Raw genomic sequence first — 18,783 nt, 5'->3', positions numbered from 1 at the left:
CGCCTTCCCATCTGCACCCGCCAACACGTCCCCCAACGCCCGGGTCAAACCCGCAGGACGGCAGCCCCCACAGCGTACCGCCCCATGCCGACCGGCAATCCAGATGGCGCAGAAATGCTAAGCTACACCGAAGTACCGTCAATCTCATTAATATGAATTTCCGTATATTTCTGGGCACTGTGGCTCACTTGCCATCTGCCCGGCCGCGTTACCGCCGCAAGGTAGCGCGTGGCGGGCGATGGCGGCGGCGGAGCGCTGTTGCGTGCCGGTGTGCTGGGCCCCGATATGAATGCCTCCCGCGAATCGTCGGGAGGAGGCGGATAGGTCGCGGACGGAGCCGGCAGGCACCGATGAGCGAGGAGACGGAACAATGTCACGCAGCACCGCCGCGCTTACACGCAACCCGCTCGGCGTCCCGGGTCTGCGGCTTGATTGGCTCTGTGGCAGTCTTGCTCCCCTCGCCGCGGCGGCGCTTGCGCTGGCCCAGTTACTGGCCGTGACCTCGGCCTTTGCGCAGGGGCGCGCGCTGGAGGACAGCAGCTTCGATTGCCTCGTCGACGCCCCGGCACGGGTGAAGCTCAGCGCCGCCGTGCCCGGTCTGATCGAGGCGATCCATGTCGAGCGGGGCGACCGGGTGAAAAAGGGCCAGTTGTTGGTCGAGCTGGAATCCAATGTCGAGCGCGCGCAGCTCGCCATCGCGCGGTCGAGGGCGCGCAACGACCAGCCGGTGAAAGCGGCGCAGGCGCGGGTGAAGTTCACCGCGCAGGCGGCCGACCGCATCATTCGCCTGAAACAGACCAATCCCGGCGCCGTCACCGCGCTTCAGTTCGATGAGGTAACGTCGCAGGCCGATATCGCGGCCTTCAACCTGCGCGAGGCCGAGCTGAACCTTGAGGCCGCCGCGCTCGATGTCGAGCGGGCGCTGGCGGTTCTCGACCAGAAGCGGGTGGTCAGCCCGATCGACGGTATCGTCGTCGAGCGGACCATGGAGGCGGGCGAGTACCGCAATGAGCAGTCCAGCATCCTTACCCTCGCCCAGATCGATCCGCTGCAGGTGGAGGTCTTCATTCCCGTCGCCTATTACGGCGCGACCCCTCCCGGTCGTCACGCCGAAGTCACCTTCGACGCTCCTCTCGCCTCGCGCCATCAGGCGACCGTCACTGTGGCCGACCAGATCCTCGACACCGGCAGTGGCACCTTTGCGGTGCGCCTGACGCTGCCCAATCCCGACCTCGCCATCCCCGCCGGCCTGCGCTGCCGCCTGCGTTTCCAGAAGGACTGAACCAAGCGTAACCGCCTCGCCTTGGCGCAGCGCAGGCGTTGCTTCGGATCACCGCGCAAAGACCGTTGCAGCCGCAAAGGTGGCGGCGGCACCTGCTAACCCAATGCAATTTCAACGACATAGGTGTTCGCAGTTTCGATTTGGTCGGCGCGCCATTTCAGTACAGAACTATGAACGCCGAATGCCGCCGATTGCCCGCTAGAAGCGGCCACCAGCGTTCGCAGCAGTTCCGACTTCGATCCCATGATGCGGACGTCTTGATCTCCTTGCGCTTGCGGAACATGTGCTCGTTGAGGCACTCGTCGCGGAAGCGACCGTTCAGGCTCTCGACGAAGCCGTTCTGCATGGGTTTGCCGGGGCGCGATGTAGTGCCACTCGACACCCTGGTCTTCCTGCCATTGCAGGATTGCCCGCGATGTCAGCTCGGTGCCGTTGTCGCTGACGCCCATGAGCGGCCGCCGCGAAGGTCGATGAGGGCATCGAGTTCGCGGGCGACCCGCTGGCCAGAGAGCGAGGTGTCGACGACAAGCGTCAGGCATTCGCGGGTGGCGTCGAACCCAATCGCCGATGACGAACGTGCGCTGCAAGCCGTTCTAAGCTTCACTGTGCATTCTCGTTAACGCAATCGGTCAGGCGAATTATCGCCTTCTGCGCGTCGCGGAGATTCCACTTGAGCTCACGGTTGCCGATCCAGACTTCGATTGTGCGGGCCGTTTCGAAAAGCTGCGACATGTCCCAGCTCATCGATGTCCAGGCGCGCTGCCGGTCGGACGCGAAGCGGAAATATTCCGGCTGTTCGTCGTTGAAGCCGATGGTCGCGTCGTCGCCGTTCCTGTGTCCCAGCGCCGGGACCGAGAGGCTGTAATCCGAGCCCTTGCCGTTATGGGCTACGCGCAGCACCTGACCATTCTGGTTGGTCTCAATGATGCAGCGGTTGAAACTGTTGTCATTGTTACGGTTCAGAATCACGCGCCATCCCCCGATAGTGGCTAGGACGCGCTCGTCCGCGAGTGCGGGAGCCCCGTGAAGACTGAACGCGGCAAGGGCCAGCGCCAAAAGTGCAGGCTTGTTCATGATGTCTTTCGCAGCGATGGAGGGCGCGCGCGCAGGCTGGCCGCTCAAGGAGCTTCATAGACTTACAGCCATCACGATACCTTTGCGTAAAACCCGGTCAAGCTGCTTTCAGGCGTCCGGGGTTACCGAAACAGCGAAGTATTACCGCAATGCGGGACGCGGCCTCCCCGGTCGACGTCTGCCACGGATTCCCGGCCTAACGAACCTTGAACGGTATCAGGGGACGTGCAAAATCGGCGCCCAGTGTCTCGCAGCTAAAGCTATCGGCAGATCCGACCCTGTGGATCGGCAAGGTCTGTCGATGCCCAGGCAAGGTCTGTCGATGCTCAGGCAACGTCAGAATGCGTGCCCACGCCTGCTCCCTCCCTCCCTCCCCTTTGGCCGGACAATCCATGGACACCCGCCTGATCAAACTCCTTCTTGTTATGGCTGCACTTGTGGCCGCTGCTGGATCAGCGCGGGCGGAAGGCGAGCTTCTCTACAAATGCGGCGGCGATCTCGGCCTTGTTGTCGAGACCCATCCAGAGAACAGCAGTGGCAACTTTCATGGCACCTTCAGCGCGCCGCTCGTGCCCGATGGCAAGGGCGCCTGGGTGAATCCCGGCCGTGAATTGCAGTTCTGGCCGGAAGGCGACGGGCCGAAGCTTTTCGTTGGCGTCGAGGAGTTCTCCTGCGAGCCTGTCGCCGACGAGCCCGGCATGAAGGCAGGCGCCGAGCCGGCCGACCCCAGCTTACAGCCGACAGCCGATCTTGAAATGGTGCCCTATGGCTCCACTCGCGGCTGGGAGGTCGTCTCGCTGCATGCGGGGTCGGAGTTTGTCGGCTGTGCCGGGTCGATCAGCCTTCCGGCCGGCTTCCTCATCCTTCAGAAGAAGACGTATGGCTGGGAACTGCGCGTCCCTGCTGAACAGACGGAAGGGTTTGAGGGGGGCATTATCACGCTCGACGGACGCCGCGTGGATGCCCAGTTCGGCTTTACCGCTGAAGGCGCGGGCGAGGCGGGGCTCGACGATCGCTTTGTCGCCGCCCTCAGGAACGGCAAACTGCTGACCACCCAGATCAAAGGCACGCAACCGGTCAAGTGGCCGCTCACAGGTTCGGCGGCCGTTGTGACCAAGATCGAAGAATGCTTCAGCCGCAAGGGCCTGCTGCCCTGATCGCGATCGGCCCGGTCGGCAGATGACCGCCCGGAAAGACGACTACCCGGCGAGCCGCCCACGGTTGCGCCGGGTAGTGGCCCGCTGCGTTGGGCTGACGTTGCCCCCCAACTTCTATCCAGCGGTCAGTTCGTTCCGGCGGTTGGTTTGGCCCTCTCGGGCGGGTTGAGCGGCGTGGGCAGACGCGGAGCTATTCACGTTTCGTAGCGTCTGATCCCGGCGCTTGTGGAACGTGGCCGCGAAGGCGCTTGGCGTCTGCCATCCGATCTTGGAGTGCGGCCGGTCGGTGTTGTAATCGACCTGCCACCGGGCGAGAGCGGCCTTGGCCTGGGACAGGCTGGAGAACAGCGTCTCGTTCAACAGCTCGTCCCGCAGGCGGCCGTTGAAGCTCTCGATGAAGCCATTCTGCATCGGCTTGCCCGGCGCGATGTAGTGCCACTCAACCCTCGCGGCGTCGGCCCAGCCCAGAATCGCATTGGAGGTGAACTCGCTGCCATTGTCGCTGACGATCATCTTCGGCCGGCCGCGCTCTGCCAGCAGCCGATTGAGTTCGCGAGCGACCCTCACCCCGGACAGCGACGTGTCCGCCACCAGCGCCAGGCATTCGCGGGTGCAGTCGTCGACGATGGCCAGCATCCGGAAGCGCCGACCATCGGTCATCTGGTCGGCAACGAAGTCGAGCGACCAGCGCTCGTTCGGTCGCATCGGGATCATCATCGGCGCCCGGGTCCCGATCGCCCGCTTGCGACCGCCGCGCCGTCGGACCATCAGCCGCTCTTCGCGGTAAAGGCGAAACAGCCGCTTGTGGTTTACCCGGAAGCCCTCCCGCCTGAGCAGGACGTGGAGACGTCGATACCCGAACCGCCGCCGTTCCAGGGCGATGGCCTTCATGCGCTCACGTAGCGAGGCGTCATTCCCGCGCGCGGCTCTGTATCTCATGGTCATGCGGCAGAAGCCGGTGGCTTTACACGCCCGCCGTTCGCTCATCCCATGGGCTTCCATGAGATGGGCGACAGCCCTGCGCTCGGCAGAGGACGTCACCACTTCTTTCCCAGGAGATCCTTCATCGCGACATTGTCCAGCATCGCGTCGGCGAGCATGCGCTTCAGCTTCGCGTTCTCGTCCTGGAGCGCCCGCAGCCGCTTGGCCTCCGATACGTCCATCCCGCCGAAACGGGCCTTCCACTTGTAGATACTGGCGTCGCTGACCCCGTGCTTCCGGCACAGGTCCGCGACCGGCACCCCGGCCTCGTGCTCCTTCAGGATCTGAACCGCCCCTAGATTCCTGGACGCCTTCTTCCCTAAATTTTGAGGCAAGGAGGCCCCGATGGGCAAAGCGAACTTCACCGAGGACTTCAAACGCGACGCGGTCCTTCAGATCACCGAGCGGGGCTATCCGGTTGCGGAGGTGGCGGCGCGGCTAGGGATCAGCAAGTACTCGCTCTACGAGTGGAGGAAACGGTACGGCAAGCCTGCCGCCGTGGCCCGCGATGACGATCAGGCTGCCGAGGTCCGCCGGCTGAAGCGCGAGTTGCAGCGCGTGACGGAGGAGCGCGACATCCTAAAAAAAGCGGCCGCGTACTTCGCCAAGGATGCAAAGTGAAGTACGCGTTCATCGCCGCGCATCGCCTGCAGTTTTCGATCCGCGCCATGTGTCGGTGCCTGCGTGTCCAGCCCAGCGGCTTTTACGCCTGGCTGAAGGATCCGCTGAGCAGGCGCGCTCGGGAGGACCAACGACAGATCGAGCTGATCCGCGCGGCATGGAGCGAGAGCGGCAAGGTCTATGGCTATCGTAAGCTTCACGACGATCTGGCGGACATGGGCGAGAGCTGCTGCCCAAACCGGGTTGCGCGGCTGACGCGACTTGCCGGCATCCGGGCGCAGATCGGCTACAAGCGCCGCCCCGGCCACTATGCCGGCAAGCCGTCCCTGGCCGTCGACAACACGCTCGATCGCCGGTTCGACGTGGAGGCGCCTGACAAGGCCTGGGTGACCGACATCACCTATATCCGCACCCATGAGGGCTTCGCCTATCTGGCGGTCGTGATCGATCTTTTCTCCCGCCGCGTCGTCGGCTGGTCCATGCAGGCCCGGCAGACGACCAACGTCGTGCTTCAGGCGCTGCTGGCTGCCGTCTGGCGACGTAAGCCGAAGGAGCGTGTGTTGGTGCATTCGGACCAGGGAAGCCAGTTCACCAGCATGGAGTGGGCTTCGTTCCTGAAACACCACGATCTGCAGCCGTCGATGAGCCGTCGCGGCAACTGCCATGACAACGCCGTCGCCGAGAGCTTTTTCAACCTGCTCAAGCGCGAGCGTATCCGCCGCAAGGTCTACCGCACGCGCGACGAGGCACGCGGGGACGTGTTCGATTACATCGAGATGTTCTACAACCCCACCCGCAAGCACGCACGGAATGGGATGCTGTCGCCCATCGAGTTCGAACGGCAGTACAAAGCCAAAGCCGAGGGCGTCTAGAAAACGCGGGGCGGTTCAAATGGCCTGCGCGCGGTCTGCCGCCTGATGGTCGACAAGATCACGACGGTTCGGAAGGCGAAGTTCGGGCAGCAGGTCGGTCGCCTGGACGACGAGGACATGGTCCGGCTCAATCAGGCGATGATCGTCTTCCTCGGGTTGGCCGCGTCGCCACGGGCAAGCCGGAAAGGGAGTGAGCCATGATGTGCGGCGTCCCCGCTGTTCGAGCGTTATGCGACGCGGGGCGAAACGGTGGGCTGTGGCGTGGATATCGGCCCTTCGTCCGAGCGCGGTCCCGGGCGAAGCTGGCGTCATGGCGAGAACGCGACGACATCCCCCTTCCGGCGCATCCGCCGAGCTTGAGGCCCTGCTGGGCTATCCGTGGCCGTTTGCGGGCCGACCTCCGAAGCACAATCCCGCAACCTGGATCGTCACCGATGACTGGCCCGAAGCTGTGCCGGTCACAGAGGCCGAGATCGACGTTTTCGAGCGCTGGTTCGGCGACCTGTTCGATGATCTGCTCGGCCCGGACACCTGATCCTCTCGGGAGATACCAGTCATGACCGCACCTTTGCGCGCCGCCCTCTATCTGCGCGTCTCGACGGTGCGCCAGGCCGAGCACGATGTCTCAATTCCCGACCAGAGACGCCAGGGGGAAGCCTGGTGCGCCGCGCGGGGCTACCGACTGATCGAGACCTATGTGGAGCCGGGCGCATCGGCCACCAATGACCGCCGCCCCGAGTTCCAGCGGATGATCGAAGCGGGCACGTCAAAACCCGCGCCCTTCGACGTGGTGATCGTCCACTCGTTCAGCCGCTTCTTCCGCGATCATTTCGAGCTGGAATTCTACGTCCGCAAGCTGGCGAAGAACGGCGTGAAGCTCGTCTCCATCACCCAGGAGATGGGCGACGACCCCATGCACGTCATGATGCGCCAGATCATGGCGCTGTTCGACGAGTATCAGTCGAAGGAGAACGCCAAGCATGTGATGCGGGCCCTGAAGGAAAATGCCCGGCAAGGCTTCTGGAACGGTGCCCTGCCGCCGATCGGCTATCTCATCGTCGCGGCCGAGCAGCGCGGGGCTAAGACCAAGAAGAAGCTGGAGATCGACCCGCTCCACGCCGAGACCGTGCGGCTGATCTATCGGCTCGCCCTTGAAGGCGACGGCACCACCGGCCAGATGGGCGTCAAGAACATCGTCTCCTATCTGAACAAACGCCGCATCTTCACGCGCGACGGCGGGCGTTGGGGCATCGGACAGGTTCAACGCATCCTGACCCGCCGCACCTATATGGGCGAACATGAGTTCAACAAGCGGTCCAAGACCAAGGAACTGAAGCCGGTCAGCGAGATCGTTGTCGTGCCCGTGCCGCCGATCATCAGTCGGGACACGTTCGATACCGTGCAGGCGCTCCTCAAGGCGCGACATCCCAAGGTGACGCCATCCGCCGTGATCAGCGGCCCGACCATGCTCACCGGCCTGATCCATTGCGCCAAGTGCGGCGGGGCCATGACCATCCGCACCGGCAAGGGTGGACGCTACCGTTACTACGCCTGCTCCATGAAGGCGCGGCAGGGGCCGACCGCCTGCACCGGCATGGCCGTGCCGATGGAAAAGCTGGACGATCTTGTCGCCAGTCATCTGGAGGAACGCCTGCTCCAGCCGGAGCGGCTGGAAACGATTCTAGCCACAGTGCTCGACCGGCGGGAGGAGCGATCTGAGCGCCAGCGCGAGCATATCGCCGAGCTGAACAGGCGTGCAGCCGAATCGGAAGCCCGCCTCAGGCGGCTTTATGACGCCATAGAGGCCGGCGTCGCCGATCTGGACGACCCAGCGCTAAAGGACCGCATCGTCGGCCTGAAAGCCATCCGCGATCAGGCTAAGGCTGATGCCGACCGCGCCCAGGCCATGCTCCAGAACGCCGGGAGCAAGGCCATCACGCCGGAGATGTTGAGCAAATTCGCCGAAGCTGCGCGTCAGCGTATCCGCCTAGAGGGCGGCGGCTATCGCCGTGACCATCTCCGCGCACTCGCCCAGCGCGTCGAAGTTGCCGAAGGTGAAGTGCGGATCATGGGATCGAAATCCCGGCTGCTTCAGACGCTGGTATCGACTAATGGCGTAAACACAGTGCCCACTCAGGGACTGAAATGGCGGAGACGGAGGGATTCGAACCCTCGAGGCCCTTTTGGGGGCCTGCTCATTTAGCAAACGAGTGCCTTCAGCCTCTCGGCCACGTCTCCAGCCGGCGCGTGGCCCTTGACGGGTTCGGCAGCCAGCGGGGCTCTGTCTAGGTTTCCGGCGCCTCGCGGTCAAGGGCTTAGCGGGATTGGCATCCGATGAGGGCGCGCCGTCCACATGCCCGGCGCAAGCTAGCCGGCGCGGGAGATATCGAAAGACCGCGACCGAGGGATGACACCCCCGCCGAAGCCGGCGGCCGCGGGGCGGCGCCGGCCTGTCCGGCAGGCGGAGCGCGCCCGCGTCGGCGCGCCCGTGTTGCCGCCCCTTGCGCCGCAGCTGTCAGCGCGCGCGCTGGCCGAACAGCACTTTCTGCGCGTCCTTGTCGGTGGCGAGGTCCATCTTGCCGCGATCCTCGGCATTGACCGCCAGGCCGCGCTTCACCGCCGGGCGGGCGAGCACGCGCTCGAGCCAGGCGGCGAAATGCGGGAATTCCTTGATGTCCTGCCCCTGCCGCTCCCACAGCTTCGCCCAGCCCACGCAGGCGATGTCGGCGATGGAGTATTCGCCGGCGAGGAAGGGGCGGTCGGCGAGGCGCTTGTTCATCACGCCATAGAGCCGGTGCACCTCATTGGTGTAGCGGTCGATGGCGTAGGGAATCTTTTCCGGCGCGTAGATGCGGAAATGATGCGCCTGACCGGCCATCGGCCCGAGGCCCGCCATCTGCCAGAACAGCCACTGGTCGACCTCGACGCGCGCGCGCTCGTCGGCCGGGTAGAACAGCCCGGTCTTGCGCCCGAGATATTGCAGGATGGCGCCGGATTCGAACACCGAGATCGGCGCGCCGTCCGGCCCTTGCGGGTCGAGAATGGCGGGAATCTTGTTGTTGGGCGACAAAGCAAGGAAATCCGGGCGGAACTGCTCGCCCTTGCCGATGTTCACCGGCAGCACCTCATAGGGCAGCCCGCATTCCTCCAGCATGATGGAGATCTTCCACCCGTTGGGGGTCGGCCAGTAATGAAGCTGGATCGGCTGGGTCTGAAGCTGGGCCATGGCCTTGCGCCTTTTGGAACGCTCGTGGACGTTTCTCGCGTCCGCCCCCTGGCGGCCGTTAACCATCAGAACTAGGACGTGCCGGGCACGCTGGCAAGCGCGCCCGCGAAGCTGTGGCAAAGCCGTGGCGCCGTTGCCCACAAGCAAGAATGCCTGCCGCCGGGACCGATGTCGGCGAGTATCCGACGAAATATACATGCCCCATGGGAATGGGAGTCATGTATTCGTGATGATCTTCAACATTTCATCGTCTTTGCACCGCACTTATGCCGGGCGACGCGGCTGAAATCTTCCTTGTTCGCAGCATCGCGAACGGGATTTACGAGGGAAACATCATGACCCATCGTCTCCTCGCCGGGCTTGTCGCCGCCGGCATCGGCCTCGCCTCGGCCTCCGCTTTCGCCGCCACGCTGGCGCCGACCGCCGCGCCCGCCACCGCCACGCATCAGAAAGTCGCGAGCGCGTCCAAGACCGCCTGCCAGAAGGAATGGAAGACCGGCGAGAAGGCCGGGAAACTCGGCGGCCTCGACCAGAAGGACTTCCTCGCCAAGTGCCAGAAGGGCGCGTGACCTGCCAGAAAGGCGCCTGAGCCGCTCCCGGATCGCAGGCGGGCCGACGCGCAACCCCGGCGCCGGCCCGTCGCGCGGCCCATGATTCCGCTGGTCACGCCGGCACCGCACGCGCTGGTGAAGGTCGCGCCTGCGACGAATCACGACCTCGCGCGTTAGGAGGCGCGGACCGGCGCGGAGGCCGGCTGCTGGAGGATGGATGCCGCTCGCGAATCACCTCGCTTTGCCCGGCCTCGCCGCGCTGCTCGTGGGCGCGGCGCTGTTCCATGGAGCGCCGCTCCCCGCCCGCGCACAGGCGCCCGCGCCTGCTGCTAGCTCACCCGCCCCAAGCGCGCCCGCGCCGATGGCCGCCAAGGCCTGCGCCGATCGCTGGAATGCGCTGAAGGCGGCGAACCAGACGGGCGCGACGACCTATCGCGACTTCTACCAGTCCTGCATGGCCGGCGCCGCGCAGGCCGGCAGCGCGGGCACGGCGGCACCGGCAGCCAAGCCGGCGACGCCCACCGGCCCGGCCGCCACCGCCGCGCGCCCGACCATCCGCCAATGCGCGGACCTCTGGAACGAGCTGAAGGCGAAGAACCAGACCGGCGATCTCACCTATCGTGACTTCGCCCAGCAATGCCTCGCCGGCACCGGCCCGACCGAGCCGGCCAGAGACGCGGCAAAGGCGGATGCGACGAACGCGCCCACGGGCGTGAAGCCGGGAGACGCGTCCTCAGCGCCCAAGCCAACGGTGCCCCCGGCGACGGTGACGACGCTCGCCCCTCCACCGCCCGAGGGCCTGCAAAAGCCCAGCGACGAGGCCGACCGCGCGGCGGTGAACCGCTGCAATGGCGAGTGGCAGGCCTACAAGGCCCGGCACAATCTCTCCGGCGCCAAGGCCTGGCACGTCTTCATGGCGCGCTGCCTGCCCTGAGTAGGGCTGTCAGCCGACGGTAAAGTCGATCTTGAAGCCGTCGAGCCGCTTTTCGAAACCGAGCCGCTCATAGAAGCGGTGCGCGTCGAGCCGCTTCTTGTTGGAGACGAGCTGCAAGGAAGAGGCCCCGCGCCGTTTCGCCTCGGCGATGGCGAATTCCATCATCGCCGCTCCGACGCCCTGCCCGCGCAGATCCGGATCGACCTGCACCGCCTCGGCGATGGCGAGGCGCGCGCCGTGGCGGGTCAGCGCCCGCATCATCATGAGCTGGAAGGTGCCGACCACCCGCCCGCCCAGCCGGGCGACATAGAGCGTCGCGCGTGGATCGGCGGCGATCTCGGCGAAGGCCTGCTCATAATCGGCGAAATCGGCCGGATCGGCGCTGTCGCGCACGCCGAATAGCGTCTCGCGGGCGAGGATGGAGACGATGACCGGCAGGTCCGCGCGGGTGGCGGGCTCGACGAGAATGGGCGCGGTCGCGGGTGCGTCGCTCCCTGTTCCTGTCGCGCGATCAGCCGGCGTCACCTGATCCGTCATTCCTGATTCCCCGCCTTCCAGCCATTCGCGACGTCCTAGCGCGACGCGGGAACAATGTCGCGGTCGCCGGCTCGGCGCGCCCGCAAATCGCCAACAGGAGCGGCCCCGTCCCGAGTCTGAGACGATGATGTCGGCCATATGCTGGCAAATTGGCAGCGGCGATCACGCGCCGCTGCCGCGCGGGGCTCCCCCTGCGGGTGGGATCGGCCGGTGCGGGTTGATCCGGCCTTGGTGCCCACTCACGCGTCGGGGGCGACCTGGTGGTTGGCGAGCAGCTCGAGCGCCTTGACCAGCGCCGAGTGGTCCCACGCCGCGCCGCCATTGGCCGCGCAGGCGCTAAACAGCTGCTGCGCCAGAGCCGTCGAGGGCAGCGACATCTGCATCTGCCGCGCGCCGTTCAGCGCCAGGTTCAGGTCCTTCTGGTGCAGCTCGATGCGGAAGCCCGGGTTGAAGGTACGCTTGATCATGCGCTCGCCATGCACTTCCAGAATGCGCGAATTGGCGAAGCCGCCCATCAGCGCCTGGCGCACCTTGGCCGGGTCGGCGCCCGCCTTCGAGGCGAAGAGCAGCGCCTCGCCGACGGCGAGAATGTTCAGCGCGACGATGATCTGGTTCGCCACCTTGGTGGTCTGGCCGTCGCCATTGCCGCCGACGAGGGTGATGTTCTTGCCCATCTTCTCGAAGAGCGGCTTCACCGTCTCGAAGGCCTGCTCGGGGCCGCCGACCATGATGGTGAGCGAGGCGGCCTTGGCGCCGACCTCGCCGCCGGAGACCGGCGCGTCGAGATAGTCGCAGCCGAGCTCGTTGATCTTCCTGGCGAATTCCTTGGTCTCGACCGGCGCGATCGAGCTCATATCGACCACGATCTTGCCCGGCGTCAGGCCCGCCGCGATGCCGTTCTCGCCGAACAGCGCGGCGGCGACATGCGGGGTGTCCGGCACCATGGTGATGATGATGTCGGCGTTCTTCGCGACCTCCGTGGCGGTCGCGGCGGCGACGCCGCCCTTGCCCGTCAGCTCCGCCGGAACCGGCTTGATGTCGTAGAGATACAGCTCATGGCCCGCATCGATCAGGTGGCCCGCCATCGGCGCGCCCATGATGCCGAGACCGACAAATCCAACCTTCGCCATCTCAGATGTCCTCGCTCGTTGAACCGGTCTCAGGCCTTGAACTTCTTCGCGATGGCTTCGGTGCTGCGCGCCAGCGTGCCGGTGTCGATGCCCACCGCCGTGAAGGTGCTGCCCGCCGCCATGTAGCGCCGCGCCAGCGTCTCGTCGCCGGTGAGGATGCCAGCCGGCTTGCCGGTGGCGACGATGCGATGGAGCGCGCCCTCGATCAGCTCGACGATGTACGGGTTCCCCTGATCGCCGAGATAGCCGAGATCGGAGGACAGGTCGCCCGGCCCGACGAACAGGCCGTCGATCCCGTCCACCGCCGCGATGGCCTCGATATTGTCGAGCGCCTGCTTGGTCTCGATCTGCACGAGGATGCAGATCTCCTCATGGGCGCGGGCGTGGTAGTTGGCGACGCGGCCATAGCGCGAGGCGCGGGCCGCCCCGGCAAAGCCGCGAATGCCGTGGGGCGGAAAGCGCGTCGCCGCGACGGCCGCCTGCGCCTGCTCCACCGTCTCGACCATCGGCACGAGGAAGGTGAGCGTGCCGATGTCGAGGAAGCGCTTGAACACGATCGGGTCGTTGACGGGAATGCGCACGATCGGGTGCGTGGTGTTCTCCATCATCGCGTGAAGCTGCGCGAGCACGCCGGGCACGTCGTTCGGCGCGTGCTCGCCGTCAATGATCAGCCAGTCGAAGCCGGAGCCGGCGAGGATCTCGGTGGCGGTCGGGCTCGCCATGCTGTTCCAGAAGCCGATCTGCTGGCGGCCGGCCTTGAGGCCGCGTTTGAAGCTGTTGACGGGCAGGTCCACGGGTCAGCGTCCTTGTCGTAGGGGAAGGTGAGGGAAAAGGCCGGGCCGCTACTCGGCGAGGGCCTGCTTGCGTGTCTTCAGCACCGCTGGCGACAGCATGGCGAGCAGCATGAGCGCGACGATGGCGAGCAGCAGCGCGCTGATCGGGCGGGTGACGAACACCGACGGGTCACCATCGGAGAGCTGCATGGCGCGGCGGAAATTCTCCTCCAGCTGCGGACCCAGCACGAGGCCGAGCAGCAGCGGCGCCGGCTCGACGCCGACCTTGATGAAGAAGTAGCCGACCACCGCGCAGCCCAGCATCAGCCAGACATTGAAGGCGCTGTTGGAGATGCCGTAGGTGCCGATGCAGCAGAACAGCACGATGGCCGGAAAGAGCAGCCGGTACGGGATCTTCAGCATGGAGACCCACAGGCCCACCAGCGGCAGGTTGATGATCAGCAGCATCAGATTGCCCGTCCACATGGAGGCGATGACGCCCCAGACCAGTTCGGGCTGCTCGGTCATCACCTGCGGGCCGGGCTGGATGCCCTGCATCATCAGCGCGCCGATCATCAGCGCCATCAGCGCGTTGGCGGGGATGCCGAGCGTCAGCAGCGGGATGAAGCTGGTCTGCGCGCCGGCATTATTGGCGGCCTCCGGCCCGGCGACGCCCTCAATGGCGCCCTTGCCGAAACGCGAGGGATCCTTGGCCAGCTTCTTCTCCAGCGCATAGGCGGTGAAGGGCGGCAGCGCCGCGCCACCGCCGGGCAGCACGCCAAGCGCCGAGCCGATGAAGGTGCCGCGCAGCATGGCCGGAAAGGCGGCCTTGAGATCGGCGCGGGTGGGGATGAGGTCGCGCAGCTTCTGGCTCACTACCTGCCGCACGGCCGGGCGTTCCAGATTGGCGATGATCTCGGCGAGGCCGAACATGCCCATGGCGACCGGCACGAAATCCAGCCCGTCCGCCAGCGCGGGGACGCCGAAGGTCATGCGGGCAATGCCGGAATTCACGTCGATGCCGACGGTGCCGATCAGCAGGCCGAGAAACACCATGGCGAGCGACTTCGCCACCGAGCCATGGGCGAGGATGACGGCGGCGAACAGGCCGAGCACGAGCAGGCTGAAATATTCGACCGCGGTGAATTTCAGCGCCAGCGCCGCGAGCGGCAGGCTGAGCACGGCGATGACAACCGTCGCGACGGTGCCGGCGAAGAAGGAGGAGATGGCCGCGATGGCCAGCGCCGGGCCCGCCCTGCCCTGCTTGGCCATCTCATGCCCGTCGAGGCAGGTGACGACCGAGGAGGTCTCGCCGGGCACATTGACGAGGATCGCCGTGGTCGAGCCGCCATATTGCGCGCCGTAGAAGATGCCGGCGAGCATGATGAGAGCGGAGGCCGGGGCAAGGCCGAAGGTGAAGGGCAGCAGCAGCGCCACCGTCGGAATGGGGCCGATGCCCGGCAGCACGCCGATGGCCGTGCCGATCACGACGCCGATCAGGCAGTAGAACAGGTTGTTCCACTGCAGCGCGGTCGAGAGGCCGAGGAGGAGGTTGTCGAAGAGTTCCATGGCGCGTCTGAATGCTCACCAGGGCCAGATGGAGACGGGCAGAGCCAACGCCTTGATGAAGAGCAGCACCGCGCCGGCGGTGATGGCGAAGCCGAAGACGATCACCTCGACGAAGCGACTCTCGCGGCTCGCCACGGCGGCGATGAGGATGGCGGCGAAGGAGGCGAGCGCGAGCCCCGCATTCTCGATCAGCAGCGCGAACACGCCCACCGCCGCGCCGACGCCCAGAATGGGGCGCAGCTGAACCGGGTCGATCCCGGCATGGCCGCGCAGCAGGCCCCGCCCGGCGAAGAACAGGCCGAAGGCCAGCAGGATCAGGGCAATGGCGCGAGGCATGTAGCCCGGCCCCATATCGGCGGCGGTGCCACCGTTGAGCCCGCGCGTGGCGACGAGGGTGCCCGCCGCCACGGCGATGAGGAAGGCGCCGAACGCAAGGTCCGGCCAGTCGAAGCGGCGGCGGGTCACGGCGCGCTCCGCTCAGTTGGTCTTGATGTCGGCAGCGCGGACGATGTCGCCCCAGCTCTTGATGTTGGTCGCGAGCCAGGTCTTGACGTTCTCCGGCGAGCCGGGACGCACCGAACCGCCCTGCTCGGCGATCTTTTCCTTGATGTCCGGCATGGCGAGAATCTTGTTCAGCTCGGCATTGAGCCGGGCGACCACCTCGGGCGGGGTCTTGCCGGTGGTGAGCAGGCCCTGCCAGGTGCCGGCGTCGCTCAGCGGGAGCTTGGCTTCCTTGAAGGTCTCGACAGTCGGCAGCGCGGCCAGACGTTCGTCGCCGGTGACGGCGATACCGACCAGCTGGCCATTGGTGACGAAGGGCAGCGTCGCCGTGGCGCCGTTGATGATGACCGTGCTCTCGCCGGACACCACCGCGCGCGAGGCGGCCGCGCCGCCCTTATAGGGCACGTTCTTCCAGTCGATGCCGAGATCGCGCGCCAGCGCGACGGCGGTGATGTGGTTGAGCGCCCCCACGCCGGAATTGGCGACTGCCAGCTTGCCCGGATTGGCCTTGGCATAGGCGACCAGCTCGGCGACGTTCTTGGCCGGCACGGCGGGGTTCACCGCCAGCACATAGGGACCGAACATCACCATGCCGACCGGCGCGAGATCGGCCTCGACATTGTAGGACAGGTCCGGGAACAGGCTCGGGGCAATGGCGAGCGAGCCGATATCCATCAGCAGCAGCGTATGGCCGTCGGGGCGTGCCTTGGCGACGGTGTCCGCGCCGATATTGCCGGCCGCGCCCGGCTTGTTCTCGACCACCACCGGCTGGCCGACGGCCTCGGAGAGCTTCGGCGCGATCAGGCGGGCGAGAATGTCGGACGTGCCGCCGGGGGCGAAGGGCACGACGATGCGCACCGGGCGATCGAAGCTCTGCGCGGCGGCGGGGCCGGCCGCGAAAGCCGGCGCGAGGACGGAAAGAGCGAGAGCGGCCGCGGCCGCCTTGAGAATGCGAAGGCTCATTGGCGTTACCTCCAGGGAGTGGCGATGGCGACGTTGCGCCTTGCTTGTTGGGTGGCGTCGTCGCCTCCACCTTCAATCTAGGTCGCTTTCGATGCGACAATGAGTTGTTCTCGGCATTGATCAATGCCACTTTTGGATCAATGTTCGAGCTCAGCCATCTCCGCTGCTTTGTCGCCGTTGCCGAGGAACTGCATTTCGGCCGCGCCGCCGCGCGCCTCAATCTCACCCAGCCTCCCCTCAGCCGGCAGATCCAGCTGCTCGAGCATACGCTGGACGTGAAGCTGCTGGAGCGCACCAGCCGCTCGGTCAGCCTCACCCGCGCCGGGCACAGCTTCCTGCCGGAGGCGCGGCGCCTCCTGCGCCTCGCCGAGGGGGCGGCGCTGGCGGCGCGGCGGACGGCGAGCGGCGATGTCGGCTCGATCACCCTCGGCTTCACCGCCGCCTCCGGCTACGATTTCCTGCCGCGCCTTATCACCCAGTTCCGCGCGGCGGCGCCCGGCATCGACCTCGTGCTGAAGGAGATGGTGTCGACCGACCAGTTCGAGTCGCTGACCTCCGGCCTGATCGATGTCGGCCTCGTCCGCCCCACCTTCAACCGCCGGGAAGTCGTCTCGCTCTGCGTGGTGCGCGAGCCCTTGATGATGGCCGCGCCGGAAGGTCACCCCCTCACCCGCGCTCCCGAGGTCCAGCTGGCCGATCTCGACCGCCAGCCCATGGTGACCTATTCGCCCTATGAGGCCCGCTATTTCTACGATCTGCTGGCGACACTCTTCGCCACCGCGGGGATCACGCCGCGCTATGTGCAGCATATCAGCCAGGTTCACTCGATCCTCGGCCTGGTGAAGGCCGGCCTGGGCGTCGCTCTCGTGCCCCGCGCCGCGCGCAATCTGCGCTTCGAGGGCGTGGCGCTACGTCCCCTCGCGACCGGCGCGTCCCCGATCGTCGAGCTGCATGCCATCTGGCGGCCGGGCAACACCAACCCGGCCATCCCCGCCCTTCACCACACCTTGCAGGATCTGGTGACGCGGCCGGAGTCCGACCTCTAACCCGTCGCGCGCGACGCGGGCCGGCAAGGGGGCGCCGACGGGCGCCGACGGGCGCCCCCGCCTCAGATGCCCAGCTTGGCCTTCAGGAGGTCGTTCACCGTCTGCGGCGCGGCCTTGCCGCCGGTCTGCTTCATCACCTGGCCGACGAACCAGCCGAGCATGGTCGGCTTGGCCTGCACCTGCGCCACCTTGTCGGGGTTGGCGGCGATGATGGCATCGACCGCCGCCTCGATGGCGCCGGTGTCGGTGACCTGCTTCATGCCGCGCGATTCGACGATGGCGCGCGGGTGGCCGTCCTTTTCCTCGGCGATGATGATCGCCAGCACGTCCTTGGCCATCTTGCCGGAGATGGTGCCGTCGGCAATCAGGTCGACCAGCCCGGCGATCTGCACCGGGGTGATGTGGGTCTCGTAGACCGAGAGGCCGGAAGCATTGGCGAAGGCGGAAACGTCGCCCATCACCCAGTTCGCCACCGCCTTGGCGTCGCGCACGGTGCCGCCATGGGCCACCGCCGCCTCGTAATAATCCGCCGTCTCCTTCTCCGCGACCAGCACATCCGCGTCATAGGCGGACAGGCCATAGTCGCGGATGAAGCGCGCCTTCTTCTCGTCCGGCAGCTCGGGCAGATGCGACGCCAGCTCGTCGACGAAGGCCTGGCTGAATTCCAGCGGCAGCAGGTCCGGGTCGGGGAAGTAGCGGTAGTCATGCGCTTCTTCCTTGGAACGCATGGAGCGCGTCTCGCCCTTGCCGGGATCGAACAGGCGGGTCTCCTGCTCGATCTTCCCGCCATCCTCGATGATGCCGATCTGCCGGCGGGCCTCGGTCTCGATGGCCTGGCCGATGAAGCGGATGGAGTTGACGTTCTTGATCTCGCAGCGCGTGCCGAAATCATCGCCCGGCTTGCGCACGGAGACGTTCACGTCGGCGCGCAGCGAGCCCTTCTCCATGTCGCCGTCGCAGGTGCCGAGATAGCGCAGGATGGTGCGCAGCTTGGTCACATAGGCCTTGGCTTCCTCGGAGGAGCGCAGGTCCGGCTTGGAGACGATCTCCATCAGCGCGACGCCCGAGCGGTTGAGATCGACGAAGGACTGCGTCGGGTGCAGGTCGTGGATCGACTTACCCGCGTCCTGCTCCAGATGCAGGCGCTCGATGCCGACCTCGATCGGCCCGTCCGGCGTGTCGACCAGCACCACGCCCTCGCCGACGATGGGGCTCTTGTACTGGCTGATCTGGTAGCCCTGCGGCAGGTCCGGGTAGAAATAGTTCTTCCGGTCAAACACCGAGCGGTTGTTGATCTGCGCCTTCAGCCCGAGGCCGGTACGCACCGCCTGCTTGACGCATTCCTCGTTGATCACGGGGAGCATGCCCGGCATGGCCGCGTCGACCAGCGAGACATGGCTGTTCGGGTCGCCGCCGAATTCGGTCGAGGCGCCGGAGAACAGCTTCGAGTTGGAGGTCACCTGGGCATGGATTTCCATGCCGATCACGATCTCCCAGTCGCCGGTCGCACCCTTGATGAGCTTCTTCGGGTCGGCGGGGCGGGCGTGCATGTTCATCGGTCGGACC

General features: G+C 66.3%; 18 protein-coding genes, 1 tRNA gene and 2 pseudogenes. 9 read left to right on the top strand and 12 right to left on the bottom strand.

All coding sequences use genetic code 11. The annotated features are described in order from the left end of the window. Nucleotides 1–370 precede the first annotated feature (370 nt). Complete coding sequence (locus AncyloWKF20_RS03945; RefSeq protein ID WP_279316615.1) at nucleotides 371–1,282, top strand: efflux RND transporter periplasmic adaptor subunit; 912 nt, start codon at nucleotides 371–373, stop codon at nucleotides 1,280–1,282. Between the two features lie 277 nt (nucleotides 1,283–1,559). Here AncyloWKF20_RS03945 and AncyloWKF20_RS03940 read toward each other — a convergent pair. Continuing rightward, nucleotides 1,560–1,835 (bottom strand): annotated as a pseudogene (locus AncyloWKF20_RS03940) (integrase core domain-containing protein); the annotation flags it as partial. A 47-nt stretch (nucleotides 1,836–1,882) separates the two neighbouring features. Beyond that, entirely contained in the window at nucleotides 1,883–2,356 is a 474-nt protein-coding gene (locus tag AncyloWKF20_RS03935) for a hypothetical protein (protein WP_267582170.1), read from the bottom strand. 392 nt (nucleotides 2,357–2,748) lie between these two features. On the opposite strand from AncyloWKF20_RS03935, the gene AncyloWKF20_RS03930 reads away from it, so the two are divergent. Next, entirely contained in the window at nucleotides 2,749–3,513 is a 765-nt protein-coding gene (locus AncyloWKF20_RS03930) for a hypothetical protein (RefSeq protein WP_279316614.1), read from the top strand. 114 nt (nucleotides 3,514–3,627) lie between these two features. Here AncyloWKF20_RS03930 and AncyloWKF20_RS03925 read toward each other — a convergent pair. Continuing rightward, nucleotides 3,628–4,829, bottom strand: a protein-coding gene (locus AncyloWKF20_RS03925; RefSeq protein WP_279317874.1) for an IS3 family transposase whose coding sequence is annotated in 2 segments (ribosomal slippage) — nucleotides 3,628–4,568 and nucleotides 4,568–4,829 — 1,203 coding nt in all. Because the reading frame shifts where the segments join, the coding sequence is not laid out codon by codon here. Between the two features lie 10 nt (nucleotides 4,830–4,839). On the opposite strand from AncyloWKF20_RS03925, the gene AncyloWKF20_RS03920 reads away from it, so the two are divergent. From AncyloWKF20_RS03920 to AncyloWKF20_RS03905, 4 genes and pseudogenes are all read left to right on the top strand, one after another. After that, a protein-coding gene (locus tag AncyloWKF20_RS03920; RefSeq protein ID WP_279314132.1) for an IS3 family transposase occupies nucleotides 4,840–5,987 on the top strand; the annotation gives its coding sequence in 2 pieces (ribosomal slippage) (nucleotides 4,840–5,074 and nucleotides 5,074–5,987; 1,149 coding nt in all). A 24-nt stretch (nucleotides 5,988–6,011) separates the two neighbouring features. Then, a complete protein-coding gene (locus tag AncyloWKF20_RS03915) occupies nucleotides 6,012–6,188 on the top strand; it encodes a type II toxin-antitoxin system PemK/MazF family toxin (protein WP_279317873.1) in 177 nt (58 codons plus the stop codon). 109 nt (nucleotides 6,189–6,297) lie between these two features. Further along, nucleotides 6,298–6,522 carry a hypothetical protein gene (locus AncyloWKF20_RS03910; protein ID WP_279316613.1) on the top strand — a complete coding sequence of 75 codons (225 nt, stop codon included), beginning with the start codon at nucleotides 6,298–6,300 and terminating at the stop codon, nucleotides 6,520–6,522. A 21-nt stretch (nucleotides 6,523–6,543) separates the two neighbouring features. Next, a pseudogene (locus tag AncyloWKF20_RS03905) lies at nucleotides 6,544–8,163 on the top strand (recombinase family protein); the annotation flags it as partial. On the opposite strand, the gene AncyloWKF20_RS03900 reads toward AncyloWKF20_RS03905, so the two are convergent. Continuing rightward, nucleotides 8,134–8,225: transfer RNA gene (locus AncyloWKF20_RS03900), tRNA-Ser, on the bottom strand. The pseudogene AncyloWKF20_RS03905 and the gene AncyloWKF20_RS03900 overlap by 30 nt on opposite strands. A gap of 277 nt (nucleotides 8,226–8,502) precedes the next feature. Next, the gene (locus AncyloWKF20_RS03895) at nucleotides 8,503–9,213 is read right to left on the bottom strand and encodes a glutathione S-transferase N-terminal domain-containing protein (protein WP_279316612.1); all 711 of its coding nucleotides are present in this window, start codon (nucleotides 9,211–9,213) and stop codon (nucleotides 8,503–8,505) included. 335 nt (nucleotides 9,214–9,548) lie between these two features. Between AncyloWKF20_RS03895 and AncyloWKF20_RS03890 the strand changes: the two genes are divergently transcribed. Continuing rightward, on the top strand, nucleotides 9,549–9,782 hold the full coding sequence (locus AncyloWKF20_RS03890; protein WP_279316611.1) for a hypothetical protein: 234 nt from the start codon (nucleotides 9,549–9,551) through the stop codon (nucleotides 9,780–9,782). Nucleotides 9,783–9,981: 199 nt separating this feature from the next. Then, on the top strand, nucleotides 9,982–10,698 hold the full coding sequence (locus AncyloWKF20_RS03885; protein WP_279316610.1) for a hypothetical protein: 717 nt from the start codon (nucleotides 9,982–9,984) through the stop codon (nucleotides 10,696–10,698). 9 nt (nucleotides 10,699–10,707) lie between these two features. On the opposite strand, the gene AncyloWKF20_RS03880 is transcribed toward AncyloWKF20_RS03885, so the two are convergent. From AncyloWKF20_RS03880 to AncyloWKF20_RS03855, 6 genes are all read right to left on the bottom strand, one after another. Beyond that, nucleotides 10,708–11,235: a GNAT family N-acetyltransferase gene (locus tag AncyloWKF20_RS03880; protein ID WP_279316609.1), complete on the bottom strand. Its 528-nt coding sequence runs from the start codon at nucleotides 11,233–11,235 to the stop codon at nucleotides 10,708–10,710. A 239-nt stretch (nucleotides 11,236–11,474) separates the two neighbouring features. Beyond that, nucleotides 11,475–12,398 carry a 2-hydroxy-3-oxopropionate reductase gene (gene glxR / locus AncyloWKF20_RS03875; protein ID WP_279317872.1) on the bottom strand — a complete coding sequence of 308 codons (924 nt, stop codon included), beginning with the start codon at nucleotides 12,396–12,398 and terminating at the stop codon, nucleotides 11,475–11,477. Continuing rightward, on the bottom strand, nucleotides 12,395–13,159 hold the full coding sequence (locus tag AncyloWKF20_RS03870; protein WP_279316608.1) for an HpcH/HpaI aldolase/citrate lyase family protein: 765 nt from the start codon (nucleotides 13,157–13,159) through the stop codon (nucleotides 12,395–12,397). Before AncyloWKF20_RS03870 ends, glxR begins: the two co-directional genes overlap by 4 nt. Nucleotides 13,160–13,207: 48 nt before the next feature. Continuing rightward, nucleotides 13,208–14,707 (bottom strand): tripartite tricarboxylate transporter permease, encoded by a 1,500-nt coding sequence (locus AncyloWKF20_RS03865; protein ID WP_279316607.1) that lies wholly within the window; start codon nucleotides 14,705–14,707, stop codon nucleotides 13,208–13,210. Between the two features lie 15 nt (nucleotides 14,708–14,722). Next, complete coding sequence (locus AncyloWKF20_RS03860; protein ID WP_279316606.1) at nucleotides 14,723–15,172, bottom strand: tripartite tricarboxylate transporter TctB family protein; 450 nt, start codon at nucleotides 15,170–15,172, stop codon at nucleotides 14,723–14,725. 12 nt (nucleotides 15,173–15,184) lie between these two features. Beyond that, complete coding sequence (locus tag AncyloWKF20_RS03855) at nucleotides 15,185–16,171, bottom strand: tripartite tricarboxylate transporter substrate binding protein (protein ID WP_279316605.1); 987 nt, start codon at nucleotides 16,169–16,171, stop codon at nucleotides 15,185–15,187. A 140-nt stretch (nucleotides 16,172–16,311) separates the two neighbouring features. On the opposite strand from AncyloWKF20_RS03855, the gene AncyloWKF20_RS03850 reads away from it, so the two are divergent. After that, complete coding sequence (locus AncyloWKF20_RS03850; protein ID WP_279316604.1) at nucleotides 16,312–17,217, top strand: LysR substrate-binding domain-containing protein; 906 nt, start codon at nucleotides 16,312–16,314, stop codon at nucleotides 17,215–17,217. A gap of 62 nt (nucleotides 17,218–17,279) precedes the next feature. On the opposite strand, the gene gatB is transcribed toward AncyloWKF20_RS03850, so the two are convergent. Further along, entirely contained in the window at nucleotides 17,280–18,773 is a 1,494-nt protein-coding gene (gene gatB, locus AncyloWKF20_RS03845) for an Asp-tRNA(Asn)/Glu-tRNA(Gln) amidotransferase subunit GatB (protein WP_279316603.1), read from the bottom strand. Nucleotides 18,774–18,783 lie beyond the last annotated feature (10 nt).

Source organism: Ancylobacter sp. WKF20, from assembly GCF_029760895.1.
In the GTDB taxonomy this organism is placed as follows: domain Bacteria; phylum Pseudomonadota; class Alphaproteobacteria; order Rhizobiales; family Xanthobacteraceae; genus Ancylobacter.
Note: the sequence above shows the minus strand (reverse complement) of the source record. Positions and strands in the feature narration are given on the sequence as shown.